10 protein-coding genes and 1 tRNA gene are annotated in these 13,144 nt (G+C 61.5%); 5 read left to right on the top strand and 6 right to left on the bottom strand.

The genetic code is table 11. The features are described from left to right. Positions 1–203 precede the first annotated feature (203 nt). The gene (locus tag MU846_RS07675) at positions 204–1,166 is read left to right on the top strand and encodes a methyltransferase (RefSeq protein ID WP_246951324.1); all 963 of its coding nucleotides are present in this window, start codon (positions 204–206) and stop codon (positions 1,164–1,166) included. 5 nt (positions 1,167–1,171) lie between these two features. Here MU846_RS07675 and MU846_RS07670 read toward each other — a convergent pair whose 3' ends face one another. Next, entirely contained in the window at positions 1,172–2,167 is a 996-nt protein-coding gene (locus tag MU846_RS07670; protein ID WP_246951322.1) for an NAD-dependent epimerase/dehydratase family protein, read from the bottom strand. A 209-nt stretch (positions 2,168–2,376) separates the two neighbouring features. On the opposite strand from MU846_RS07670, the gene MU846_RS07665 reads away from it, so the two are divergent. Beyond that, positions 2,377–2,856, top strand: coding sequence for an FKBP-type peptidyl-prolyl cis-trans isomerase (locus MU846_RS07665; protein ID WP_246951320.1), 480 nt, complete (start codon positions 2,377–2,379; stop codon positions 2,854–2,856). 255 nt (positions 2,857–3,111) lie between these two features. Beyond that, positions 3,112–3,185: transfer RNA gene (locus tag MU846_RS07660), tRNA-Gly, on the top strand. Between the two features lie 237 nt (positions 3,186–3,422). On the opposite strand, the gene dsbG is transcribed toward MU846_RS07660, so the two are convergent. The 3 genes from dsbG to dsbD are packed head-to-tail and all read right to left on the bottom strand — an operon-like array spanning position 3,423 to position 6,888. Continuing rightward, entirely contained in the window at positions 3,423–4,199 is a 777-nt protein-coding gene (gene dsbG, locus MU846_RS07655) for a thiol:disulfide interchange protein DsbG (protein WP_246951317.1), read from the bottom strand. Between the two features lie 2 nt (positions 4,200–4,201). Further along, entirely contained in the window at positions 4,202–5,062 is an 861-nt protein-coding gene (locus tag MU846_RS07650) for a TlpA disulfide reductase family protein (RefSeq protein ID WP_246951315.1), read from the bottom strand. Next, positions 5,059–6,888: a protein-disulfide reductase DsbD gene (gene dsbD / locus MU846_RS07645; protein ID WP_246951313.1), complete on the bottom strand. Its 1,830-nt coding sequence runs from the start codon at positions 6,886–6,888 to the stop codon at positions 5,059–5,061. The genes MU846_RS07650 and dsbD overlap by 4 nt, the downstream gene beginning before the upstream one ends. Before the next feature lie 127 nt (positions 6,889–7,015). On the opposite strand from dsbD, the gene MU846_RS07640 reads away from it, so the two are divergent. Further along, positions 7,016–7,684, top strand: coding sequence for a response regulator (locus tag MU846_RS07640; RefSeq protein ID WP_246951311.1), 669 nt, complete (start codon positions 7,016–7,018; stop codon positions 7,682–7,684). After that, positions 7,681–9,024: an ATP-binding protein gene (locus MU846_RS07635; RefSeq protein WP_246951309.1), complete on the top strand. Its 1,344-nt coding sequence runs from the start codon at positions 7,681–7,683 to the stop codon at positions 9,022–9,024. Before MU846_RS07640 ends, MU846_RS07635 begins: the two co-directional genes overlap by 4 nt. A 30-nt stretch (positions 9,025–9,054) precedes the next feature. Here the strand turns inward: MU846_RS07635 and MU846_RS07630 are convergent, their stop codons facing one another. Together MU846_RS07630 and MU846_RS07625 are read right to left on the bottom strand one after the other, a co-directional pair. Then, the gene (locus MU846_RS07630) at positions 9,055–11,355 is read right to left on the bottom strand and encodes a hybrid sensor histidine kinase/response regulator (RefSeq protein ID WP_246951307.1); all 2,301 of its coding nucleotides are present in this window, start codon (positions 11,353–11,355) and stop codon (positions 9,055–9,057) included. A 192-nt stretch (positions 11,356–11,547) separates the two neighbouring features. Beyond that, entirely contained in the window at positions 11,548–13,011 is a 1,464-nt protein-coding gene (locus MU846_RS07625) for a DUF3336 domain-containing protein (protein WP_246951304.1), read from the bottom strand. Positions 13,012–13,144 lie beyond the last annotated feature (133 nt).

Below are 13,144 nucleotides of genomic sequence, written 5' to 3'. Positions count from 1 at the left end.
TTAACCAGAACGGGGCCGGCAATTCGTCTGGCGCACGCAGCACCTTGCCCGGCAATCGGGTGCGATACTGTTTCAGTCTACGCAGCGTTTTCGCAAGGCAACATAGTCGATATGTAAAACATGGCGGCGGCGCGCCTCTGCCGCCGGCCGCCGCTGCGGCGTATACTGCGCGCCGCACACAGGGCGGGAGAGGGCAGCCAGCAATGGAAAACACCACGCGATTGTTACAGCGGCATCAGCCGACACTGGCGAGCCGCCAGGTGCTGATCGTGGACGCCAACGATGCGGCTTTGCGGCATGTATCGCCGGGGCGGGTGGTGTTGCATACGGATCTGGCGAGCGTGCCGGCGGATCAGTTTCAGGCAGTGCCTTCGGTGCCACCGGGCACCGACCTGCTGATTGTCATCTTGCCGAAATCCCGCGAGCGGCTGGATTTCTTGCTGGCGGCGCTGGCAGGCGAGCTTGCCGCACCACTGGAGTGCTGGCTGGTGGGGCCGGGCAAGGGCGGTATCCGTGGTGCGCTCAAGCAGTTTCGCCAGGCGGCGGGCGAGCCGGTGTTGTTGGATAGCGCCCGGCATTGCCGCCTTTATCAGGGCGTGCTAGCGCCGGCTGCGCCGTTGGCCCTGGCGAACTTCGAGCGTTGCTGGCGCCAGGACGGATTGCAGATATGTTCCCTGCCGGGGGTGTTCAGCCATGGCCGCACCGATGACGGCACAGCGCTGCTGATGGAAGAGCTGGCAGCGCAGCCGGTCACCGGTGCGGTGCTGGAAGTGGGTTGCGGTGCGGGCGTGCTCACCGCGATGCTGGCCGCTGGCGGTGCTCGGGTGACGGCGGTGGATGTCAGTGCCACGGCTGTGCTGGCAACCCGGCGCACGCTGGCGGCCAATGCGCTGGAGGCGCAAGTGACCGGGAGTGATCTGTATCAGCAGGTCAGTGGCCGTTTTGACGCGATCTGCACTAATCCGCCGTTTCATGATGGCATTGCGCGCACTATCGAAACCACCCGGATGCTGATTCAGGGGGCGAGGGCGCGCCTGGTGACGGGCGGCGAGCTGGTGCTGGTGGCTAACCATGGGTTGCCTTATGGCGAGATTCTGGCCGATAGCTTCGCGCAGGTAACGGTGGCGCGGGAGAATAATCGTTTCCGCGTATGGCGCTGCCGCTGAGGTGCTCAGCGGGCAGGTTGCAACATCGCCTCGGCGCGCATCCAGTCGATGCATTCTTGCAGCATGGTGCGCAGTGGCACGTTCGCATTGAAGCCCAGCTCCTGTTGCGCGCGTGTACTGCTGGCCACCACACGATTGGTGACCAGTGCAACTTTCTCCGGTGTCAGCCGCGGTTCCTGCCGAGTGAAACTCGACAGTACGGGATAGAGCCGCCCCGCCAGCCGCAACACGAGTTTGGGCACGGTGCGCCGTGGCGGCGTGCGGCCCAGCAGCTCGCTGATGGTGGCGGCCAGCTCCAGAAAGCTGGCGTCGATCCCCGATAGAATATAATTCGCACCCGGCCGGCCGCGATCCACGGCGGCGAGGTGCGCTCGTGCCACTTCTGCCCCATGACAAAAGCTGCCGCTGCCCGGCGGCACGCCCGGCAGCTGGCCCGTATCAATCAGCGCTATCAGCTGTGACCAGTTATGCGTATCACCCGCGCCGATGATGCCGCACGGGTTGAGGATCACCGCTTCCAGCCCGCGTGCCATGCCCTGGCGCACTTCGCATTCGGCCAGATACTTGGTGCGGTTGTAACTGATCCAGTCATCCGCCGCCGTGGAGGGGGTGTCTTCACTGATGGGCTCGTGCTGGATACCGTAGGCAGAAATCGAGGAGGTATGAATCAGCCGCTGTGCGCCGCGCATCAGCGCGGCATTGACCACGGCGCGTGTGCCCAGCACGTTGTCGCGAAATTGCTGCGGCGCTTCGCGGCGCCACATGGAAGTGTTGCCGGCCACATGAAAAATCGCATCGACGCCGTGCGGAATAACCTCTGCCAACTGGCCTGCCTCGTGCAATTGCGCCGCCACCGGCCGCGTGCCCAACTGCTCCAGCCGCTCCCGGTCACCGCCTGGGCGGTGCAGCGCCGTCACTTCCCAGCCCTGTTCGATCAGCTGCCGGATGATATGCCCGCCCAGAAAGCCTGAGCCACCCGTGACAAAAGCTTTCCTTCCCATGATCGATCTCCTCAAACCAGCAGCGAGCATACCCAACCCGAGCACCATCCAGAAAGGCCTGGCGCGGGGAAAGAGAACCGTGTCTCGTCCGCAGCGGGGGGAGGCGTGCAAACGGCTTTACCAAGTATGAATCGTTGTACCCCTCTCGGGCTGGACACTAGCACGACGGGCGCAAATAATGACGCCTTCCTTCAGCCAGGGCCAGCAGCATGCAGATCGAAAACGGCAAAGTCGCGAGCTTCCATTACAAGCTATTCGGGGAAGATGGCGTGATGATTGAAGAGACAGGTGAGCAGCCGATGCTCTACCTGCACGGTGCCAACAATATGATTACCGGCGTTGAAAAGGCGCTTGCCGGCCGCACTGCGGGTGATCATTTCGAAGTTACCGTGACGCCGGAAGAGGGATATGGCATTGCCAAGCCCGAAAATATCCAGCGCATCTCTGCCAAGTATCTGCGCCACGCGGGCAAGCTGCGCCCTGGCATGCAGGTGCCGGTACAAACGGAACAGGGGCAGCGTTGGGTCACAGTGCGGAAAGTGGGCCTGAAAACGGTGGATGTGGATGCCAACCATCCGTTGGCCGGGCGGACGCTACGGTTTGTCATCGATGTAATCGAGGTGCGCGACGCCACCGAAGAGGAAAAGAGCCACGGTCATGCGCATGGGCCGGGCGGGCACCAGCACTGATGCGTCTGACGCGCCCTGCGAGGTAGGGCGCGTGATCTGCTCACGCTCGGCGAGCATGGGTCAATCGCTTTCTCTCACGATGCGATGTGGCGCAGGGTAGCTGCACCCGCCGCTGATCGGGGCAATATCTGATCACCTTGTCTCGCAAAGGAATTTGCAGACCATATAAAACAACGGGTTAAATGGTTGATCATGCAAAGTGCGTGAGACGGCTAGACATGGTTTAACTTCCTGATATTATTGCGCTTTCCCGCTGCGGGTGTAGTTCAATGGTAGAACGGCAGCTTCCCAAGCTGCATACGTGGGTTCGATTCCCATCACCCGCTCCAAATAAAACCTTGCTTTACATCGTCTTTTTGCCGGTTTCCATAACGGTTTCCATAAAGTGTCGAAACTCCCCCCGAATTGAGCCTTACGGCCTCTTCAAGATGATCCGGGGCGAGGTGCGCATGACGCATCGGCATGGTCGCAGTGGAACGACTCAGGATGCGCTGCAACGTTCGCGCTCCGGGGCGGCGGCTGCCGGTGACGGTCGGCTAGCGGTGCCGCCCCTGATATTGGTAAGCCTACGGTCGTGGGCCCAACAGTGCTTCCAGGGTGCCTGACTGGGGCATGCCATTGACGGTTTGCAGCAAGCCGTCATCATCGAGAGCCACGATGCCAGGGGTGCCGCGAAAACCGAGTGTCATCATTAGCATACGATGGTCTTCAAGGGTTCTCCGGGTGCTGTTGGGAATGCTGCGTTTCGGCGTAATCCCGCCTCGGGCAAAATTCTGTTCGTTTTCTCGCAGTGCGGCGGAGCTGTCAGGCGCGTCCAGAATGGCGGCTGCTTTGGTTGCGCTGTCGGCCTTGAGCATCCCGACCATGACGTGCCGCAGTTGTACCGCGCCGGCATCGATCCAGGGCCGTGCGGCCTTCCAGAACTGGTTGCAGTACGGGCAGTTCGGATCGCTGAAGGTGTAGACGATACGAGGCGCCTCAATGTCGCCATCCAGCACCCAGGAGGAGTCGTTGAGTTGCGACCAGGCTTGCTGTGCCATGGGCAGTTCGACCAGCTGCTGTAGCCGGTCTTCGTCCATCGGGCGGCCCCGAGCGTCGAAGCGCGTGCCAACGATAACGTTGCCGCCTGCGGTAACGTAGATTGCCAGCGGTTGCTGGCCTGCGGCGGCAGCGAGGATGCGAAGGTCGTCGGTCGTTTCGAGCTCCTCGACGATGGTGACGCCCTGAGTTTCGAGCGCCTGCAATGCAGGCGGCAGTGCGGGCTCATCGGCGCGGGTGAGCGCAGAGATCAGCAATGTGCTGGCGGTAATTGCCCATAAGAATAGCCGGGTGGTCGGTCGCATGATTACTCCTGTTCCGTAGTGGCATTTGTCTGGCGCGAAGCTGATTGAGGGCTTCGCGGAAAATATCGGTGTAGCGTATTTTTCAGCGCGGGCGTGGTAAGTTCGCCGACATGGGAGGCCACCATCCGCCCGTTTTCATCGAAGAACAGGGTTGTGGGTAGCCCACGGGAACCGGTCTCGCGCATGGTGCTGGAGAACGGGTCCATCAGCAGATGCTTGAAGGACAAGCCTTCTGCATTGAGAAATGAATGAATTTGCGTTGCATTTTCGCCCTGATTGACCAGCACGAAAGCGATATCAGGGTATTCCGTCTGCGCCTGCATCAGCACCGGCATCTCGCGGCGGCATGGCGGGCACCATGTGGCCCACAGATTCAGCACCACCGGCTGGCCGGTGAAATCCACGAGATCGACCGGCTGCTCGTTATCCAGCGTGCTCAACTGCACGGCTGGCAATGTCATGGCCGCGTGCTGTAGCAGGAGGGGCAGCAGCTGCACCGCGCCCCACACCAACAGACCGCCGGCCATGCCGCCGTACAGCGATAGACGAAGCGGCCGCCGCTGTCGGGTTTTCAGCCAAAGCCAGGCGCTGGCGGCGAGCACACCGGCCAGGCCGTGAAAGCCGCCGTCGCCGAATGCCAGCATGGAAAGAGGGCGAGCGGCGTAATCGTTCCACCAGACCAGAATGAAGGTAATGCGCGCTGCAACCAGGCCGACGAACAAGGCATCAATGATCAAGGCGCCGGCGGTTTTGCTGGCGGAGCCGGGCAACCGGCGAGCGAGCAAACGCGCCACCAGCCAGGTGACGAATGCAGCGAAAGCGAACACCACTGTCTGCAGGGAAAAAGGCCCGATGCCGATCATGGCGCGTTCACCGCGTCCAGCCGATCGATGAAATCGGCGGCGGTCACTTCACCCACCACGCGCTGCGCCCGACGCTCGTTGCCATCCGGTGCGATCAGTATGATGGTTGGCGGGCCAAGCACTTGCCAATGTTTCATTAACGCCCGGTCGGCGGCATCGTTGCGGGTGACATCGGGTCGCAACACCTGCATGGCGGCAAGGCGAGGAGCGATCTCAGGATGTTGCAGTACCTCGCGTTCGATGATGTGGCAGCTGACACACCAATCGGCATAAAAATCAATCATGACCCATTCTCCCCGTTCCCTCGCCGCGGCGATTTGCGCATCCACGTCGGCGATGGTCTTGACGCTGACGTAGTCGACTGTTGCCGCTGCAGCCGGTGTCGCCTCTGTCAGGCGCAGGTGCCCGAGTGGCTGGGATACCGATGTCCCACCGGAAGCGGCGCCAAGCAAAAGCAAGGTGCTCCAGAAAGCCGCCAGTGCAGCGCCGAATCGTAATGGCCACACTAGGCGTTGGCGGGTTTGGATAGCTTGTGCCAATGCCAGCAAGCCAAATGCCATCGACAGGCCCCAGCTGCCCCAGAGCAGCAGGCTCACGCCGGGCGCCAGGAAGCGGGTCAACATCATCACCGCCATGCCGATCATCATGAACCCGAAGGCAATGCGTATGCGCTCCATCCAGGGGCCGGGGCGTGGCAACAGATGTGCGCCGAAGACGGCAATCGCTAACAGCGGCAGCCCCATGCCCAGCCCCAGGGCAAACAGCGCAGTGCCACCCGTGACGGCGCTGCCGGTCTGGCCGATGTAAAGCAGCGCACCTGCCAGTGGGGCGGTCATGCATGGTCCGACGAGCAATGCCGACAGCAGCCCTAGCGCAGCCGCACCAGCAAGGCTACCGCCGCTATATCCTTGTCCGGTGGAATGCAGCCTGTTGGTCAATGCAGCGGGGAGTTGGAGTTCAAACAACCCGAACAAAGACGCGGCGAGCACTGCGAACAGCGCAGCAAATACACTGAGTAACCAGGGCGATTGCATTGCCGCTTGCAGATTGGTGCCGATCAGGCCGGCAGCCACACCCAGCACGGCATAGGTCGCCGCCATGGCCAGTACATAGGCAAACGACAGCGCCAGTGCGCGCCGGGGAGGCGCTTGAGTGCCTATGATCATCGACGAAATGATCGGGATCATCGGCAGCGTGCAAGGTGTAAATGCCAGCAGCAGGCCAAGCCCGAAAAAAACCAGTGCCGCCATCGCCGGGCTGGAGTGGTTGAGTCGCTCGGCGGCGCGCTGATCCGCAGCCAAGGCTGGCGTTGCTGGTGCTGTGCTGGTCTCCGGTGCGATGGCCTTCGGCTGTGTGATATGGCCAGTGGGCTGGGGCCGCGAAGCAGTGTTGCTACCCGCCGCGTCTGGTAGAGGGAGTGTCTGTGGGGGATAGCACAAACCAGCTTCTGCGCAGCCTTGCCAGTGTAATGTCAGCGGCGCTTGCGCTTCGCTGGGGAACTGTATTGATAGCAAGCCGCCCGGATATACTTCGGTTTCGCCGAAGAACTCATCGTGGCGCAAAACGCCGTCCGGTAGTTGTAACGCGACATCATTGCCCTCGCGATTCGCCACGCTCAGTGAGCTTCGGTAGAGGTAGTAACCTTCGGCTATTCTGACTGTCAGAACAGCTGTGCCGTTACGTTCGCGAAAATTGTCAATATTCAATACTTGCGAGGCTTCCAGTAGCGGCTCGTCGCTCTGCCACCCGAAGCCGTGCGCAGGTCCGAAGATGGTGGCGCTCATTCCCAGCGCCAGCAATGCGATCAGCTTTAGTCTCAGCAGCACGTATCGGTCCCCTGTTCAGATCGAACCTGACTCTGGCATCCCCGGATTAACCGAGAGTTAAGTGACGAAACCGGACGTGCTGGCTACCATGCCTGCTGATGGGATTCGCTAATCAGTGAGGTGCACCGTGCAAGTGTTGTTGGTGGAAGATGACACTCTGATTGCCACGGGTATCGTTGCGGGCTTGAAAGCGCATGGCATCACCGCGCATCACGCGACGAACGCAGAAACTGCCGAGGCAGCCTGCGTCGATAACATTTTTGACGCAGTAGTGCTCGACCTTGGCTTGCCGGATCGCGACGGGCTGACGTTGCTGGAGACCCTGCGTGTCAACGAGCACACCTTGCCGGTGCTGATTCTCACCGCCCGGGATGCAGTTGAGCACAGGCTGGATGGCCTGCGCGGAGGCGCGGATGATTACATGACGAAGCCGTTTGATCTGCGTGAACTGGCAGCCCGGCTACACGTTCTGGCAAGACGAGCACAGGGGCGTGCAGTACAGGTGATCACGGCGGGCCCGTTGCGGCTGGAGCCGGAAAGCGGTCAGGCTTTCATGGATGGCGAACCAGTGGCGTTGTCGCGAAGGGAAATCGAACTGCTCACTTATCTTGCCGGCAGCAGTGATCGGTGGCTGCCGGCAGATGTCCTGCGTGACCGCTTGTACGGTTTTGGTGAAGAGTTCACCGGCAACGCGCTAAACGTGCATATCCATAATATTCGCCGCAAGCTTGGCAGTCAGTCGATTCAGACCGCACGCGGTCTGGGTTATCGCCTTGGCTGGAAGGTGGCACCGTGAGCCTGCGGCTTCGTACGGTGCTGATTACCGGCGCGGCGCTGGCCGCGCTCTGGCTGCTGGCGGCTGCCTGGATGGTGGCCGGTGCTCAGGTGCGTCTGGAGCAGACGCTGGATCAGCGTCTGGCGATGTCAGCGCGGATGGTGAGCGGCTTGTTGCAACGGTCGATGTTACCGTCGGTGTCGATCCCGGAGGGCGGGCCGGATGCAGCAGTGCGGGTGGGCACCGCCGAAGGCATCGCCTGTCAGGTTCGCTCGATGCGTGGTGAAGTGCTGGCGCAGACAGACGGGGCACCGGCGGCGGTGTTCGGCGCCGACCGCAGTGGCTACGCCTTGCTGGAGCATGATGGGCAGCGATGGCGCACCTTTACCCTGCGTGACGGTGATTACCAGATTACCACTGCGGATCGTGTTGACGAACGACAGGCGCTGCTGCGCCAGATGCGAAGCGCCACCGGGGTGCCATTTCTGATCGCCAGTATCGGTGGGCTGCTGGCGTTGTGGACGGGTATCGCACGTGGCCTCGCGCCGCTGGGCGCGCTACGCCGCGTTCTGAAAGAAAGAGGCGAAAACGACACCCGCCCGATCACGCTTGAACGCACCCCGCCGGAATTACAGCCCGTGCTGGGCGCGATGAACGATTTGCTGGCCCGGCTGGCGGGGGCGCTCGCCTCGCAGCGGGCTTTCACGGATGCTGCCGCCCACGAGCTGCGTACGCCGCTGACAGCGGTGGATACACATCTTCAGGTGCTACGCCTGACTACGGACAAGGCAGGTAGAGAAGCGTCATTGCAACAGGCTGAGGAGGCGGTACGCCGTCTGTCGCGCACGCTGGATCAGATGATGTTGCTGGCGCGTGCCGAGGCGGCGGTGGCGGACGGCGATACCGCGGCATCGGTGGGGGCTGTCGTTGAGGAGGTGATACGGCGCCTGCCCTCTACTGATCAACATCGTGTCAGGCTTGTCAGCCACGCGGATGCACCATCGCTTGTGCCGCGTTCGATGCTGGAATCCGCGGTACGCAATCTTGTCGATAATGCGTTGCGCTACAGCCCGCCCGGCAGCCCGGTAGTGGTCACGCTACAGTGCGATACTTCGGCAGCGCAATTCACCATCGATATTGCCGACCGCGGGCCTGGCCTGGCGGAGGAGCAGCTGGCTCAGGCCGGACGTCGTTTCTGGCGCGGGGATCACAGGCCTGGCCGCGAAAACGGCTCGGGCCTGGGTATTTCCATTGTGCGTGCCATCGCCGAGCATTTCGGTGGCGGGTTCAGCCTTGCGCCCCGTGAAGGAGGCGGGCTGATTGCACGATTGCAGATTCCGGTGGCAAGCGAAAGCAGATGATGGCAGGCCGCGGTCAGCGATGGGTGATGGTTACTCTCCATGTTGTGACGGAAGCGATGTCAGATGCAGGCTTTTGGCCATGCCCAGTTCCGCCAGCAGATCAAGTACGGCATCCTTGCGCACCGGCTTGCTGAGAAAGTGCGACATGCCGGCCTCTTGCATCCGCTGCCGCTCGGGCTCCAGCACGTGCGCTGTCAGTGCCACAACGGGCACCGCTGGCAAGCCGGCCTGGGCTTCGATTGCACGAATTTCTTCGGTGGCGGCGAAGCCATCGCGCACCGGCATTTCGCAATCCATCAGCACCAGATCAAAGGCGCCGCCGGCGGCGTAATATGCGGCCACGGCCTCCTCGCCGTTTTCGCACATCACCGGGTTGATGCGCAGGGTGGCGAGAATCGCACGAATCACCTCCCGGTTGACGGCATTGTCTTCTGCGATCAGCACATTGAGATGGTCAAAGCGGGTGTGGTCCTGTGTCCGTAAGTCAGGCGCTGCCGTGCGCGTCAGTTGTTGCCGGAGCAATTGGCACAGCGCGGTGGCAGTAACGGGTTTGGCAAGCGTGAGAAAATCCGGTTCGCGACGATCCAGCGGCACCAGCACACAGACCCGGTCGCGCCAGCGGTTCAGATCGGCGCGCTGCGCCGCGCTGAGCTGATCGAAGACGGGTGCATCGATCAGGATATGCCGGTAGCGGTCGGCCATGGCCAGATGCAAGGGGCAGCCGGCGCTGCCGGCTTGTAGACCCATGTGGCGCAGCATGCCGAGCAGGGCCTGTTCCAGCAACGGCTGCTGGCACAGCACCAGCGCCTGGCCTTCGGTGGGGGCGATATCGGCGGCGCCGTCGGGTAGCTGTGTCAGCGGCAAGGTGAAGCCGAAGCAGGAGCCGCTGTCCGGTGCGCTGTGTGCAACGATGCGGCCTTGCATGGCCTCCACCAGGCGCTGGCACAGGGCCAGGCCCAGCCCGCTGCCGCCGTAACGGCGGCTGGTGCTCTGCTCGGCCTGAGTGAACGGCTGAAAGATCGTGGCCAGATGCGGCTCGGCAATACCTATACCGGAATCTTCCACGGCAAATTCCACACAGCCGGCAGCAACATCTTCCTGCACGCGTACCAGCACATAACCGCCAGGGGTGAATTTCAGCGCGTTGTTGACCAGATTCAGCAACACCTGGCGTATCCGCAGCGGGTCACTGCGCACATGGCGCAGGGCGTGCAGGCGGACATCGAGGATCAGTTCCAATTGCTGGTGGTGGGCGATGCCGGCAAAGGCACTGACGGCATCCTCCACCAGCTGCTGAAGATCGACCGGTATCTGCTCCAGCAGCAGTTGATCGGCTTCGATGCGCGAATAATCCAGCACATCATTGAGCACGGTGAGCAGGTTTTCGCTGGAGTGCTGCATCAGGGCAAGGTAATGGCGCTGGCGTTCATCCAGCTCGGTACCGGCGAGCAGATCCAGAATGCCGATCACGCCGTTCATGGGCGTGCGTATTTCGTGGCTCATGGTGGCCAGGAAATCGGTCTTGGCCTGATTGGCATTTTCAGCACGCACGCGTTGCTGCTGTTGTTTCTGCCGATCCTGTTGTGCTTCCGCCAGTGCCTGTTCGGTCAACTCGCGCTCGCGGATATCCAGTTGCAGGCTGTCGCGCATATGGTTGATGGCGTCGGTGATATCCTGCAACTCGTCGCGTTCGTGAGTTTGCCGATCCAGCGTCAGCGGGCGGTGCAGTGTGTTGAGATTCAGTTCGCGTGCGTAATGGGCGATCTGCCGCAGGTGGCGGGTCAGGAGGTAGCGCACCAGCGCGATGATTACCAACGCGATCAGTAATGTCTTGAGGGTCTGGAACAGGCCGATGAAGACAGCGTGCTCGGCCACTTGTTGATACAAGGCGCTGCGGCTGAGCCAGATTGTGAGTGTGCCGATGGCTTCGGGGCTGCCGTCGATACGGCGATGCACGAGAGAATAATCGCGCCGGGTGTAGCCATCGCTGGCGCCAGTTTCGGGGCGGCTGGCGGCGTGGCGGGAGAGGCCGTTCCAGTCTTGCCAGTAGACTTCCACCGCGGCGACTTCCGGCAGCCGCTCCACTGCCTCCAGCTGCACTTGCAGCTGTGCTTCGTCGAAATTCCAGAGTGCGCGGGTGATGGCGGGTACGGCGGACAGCTCAACCTGTTCGAGGTTGCGCTCCATGCGGGATACGCCAATGGCATATTCGCGCCCGAGCAACAGCAGCACGGCGATCAATGTGATCGCGGAGCTGGCCAGCACGATGGCGCTCATCAGACGAAACGCCAGCGGGTTTTCCCGCCGAGATCGTTTCAGGCGAGCAAACATTCGGCTGCCTGTGCTGTGTGCTGCGGTGGTAATCTGTCCATGAGGCCCTCGAAACCCGTTGAGGGCGGATACTGCCTGGCTCCGCCAGTGAATGCGTTCCCTGTCTGCGCGCCGGGCATCAGGTGCAGCGCGTGGGTGGGTTCATAGTAGAACCAGTGTCCGGCAAATTCCATGCTTGCCGGGCACTGTGCGTCATTGTTGCACCACAAGTTGCGGGCGCTGGAGTCTTTCCGCTTCATGTTTCTCCAGACGCTGCACGCACCGGCGGAAGGTGCGGCTGATACAGGTCGAGTTATGAATCATGTCGAGGCTGGGCCAGCTGGTGCGCTCTCCGAGCCGGATATATTCCCGTACGTCATCGACGCTGGGGTTGGCCAGCACACGCAGGATATTCAGCGGCCGCCGGGGTGGTATCAGATTGATGTCACCTACATATTTTTGCGACAGCACCGATTTGGCCTTGTCGAGCATCAGGCCGATGTCATTGGATTGCACCCGGCTTTGCGCCAGCTCGACGGCGTAGCGCAAATTCATGGAGACGTTTCGCACCAGCCAGTCTGTCACGATCGGCAGCGAGCGGGAGCGATCAGTGGCACGGGGCAGAAACGGCACCACATGAGGGTTGGTCTGGCTGACAATGGAATGGTTGACGCCATAGAGCCTGGCCAGACGATGAATAGGCAGGTCATCCTTGATCGACCCGTCGACAAATTTGCGCCCCGGAATATAGGGGACTTTTTCTTGTGCAAGATTCTTGGCCCACAGACTCACTGGCGGATAAATGCCCGGGATCGCGCATGAGGCGAGGGTGGCCTTGCGAATGAGCACGTTGGGGGAGGTGCGCCAGTTGAGCAGCCGGGCGTGCTGGTGCCGATCGTACGGACTCACCGGGATATTGATCTCGCGTCCTGTCTTTCGATATGCCTCTTCAAAAGTCATATCGGGAATATTCTCTTCAAGACAAGTCTCCAGATGATCACCATCCAGTACCGGAGTGCCACGCAGGACACCTTTCCAGCCTATATAACGAAAGGCTTCCAGGTAGAGGTTTTCAGGCTGTAGTTTGGCCAGCAGTTCGGTATCGTCATGGCTGCCGACCACAGCGGCGATGATGGCACCTGCGCTGGAGCCGGAAATGACCGAGGGCAAGAGGCCTTGTTCCCACAGGCTTTTGCACACGCCGATATGAAACAGCCCGAGTGCAGCGCCCCCGGACAACATCAGTGCGCTCTGGCCGAAGGCTCGCCCGGTGGTGCGGAAAAACTCCAGCTTTTCAGCCGGCGGGAAATCCGGCAACTCAGTATCACAAAGATAGACCAGCGCATCGCACACCTCGGCCAGATAGCGTTCGACCAGGCGTTTGGTGCCCGTGCGTGTGAAGCGATACAGCATCGGGTTGGAAAGGTTGCCCAGGTTGCCGTGCAGCCCTTCGTGCAGATGGAACACCAGCTGGCTCACGTTGCCCCGCTCGCGTGCCTGGCGGATCTGACCGAGCCGGTTGCGGATCAGTTCGTAATCGTAATAGGGGGAACGGTCGATTTCTTTCCAGGCATCAGCTCCGGAACGCTGATCGTGCTCGGCGGAGGCCTCCCGCCAGGTGGCGTAATCGGGCGCGTGTGCAATGTCACGTTCAAGCTGCCGCAAGGCACGCTTCATGGAACCTCTCCCCTGATAAATTGATGGCGGCTGCCAGCCTGCGCAGTTTTCTTGTTGTGGCCTGCGCGGCGCTGCGGCCGCAATGCATACTGGCGCTTTGCTATGCGGCGCTTTGCCATGTGGCGTGTCGCCA

The sequence above is a fragment of the Alcanivorax quisquiliarum genome, from assembly GCF_023051175.1.
GTDB classification, from domain to species: domain Bacteria; phylum Pseudomonadota; class Gammaproteobacteria; order Pseudomonadales; family Alcanivoracaceae; genus Isoalcanivorax; species Isoalcanivorax quisquiliarum.
Note: the sequence above shows the minus strand (reverse complement) of the source record. Positions and strands in the feature narration are given on the sequence as shown.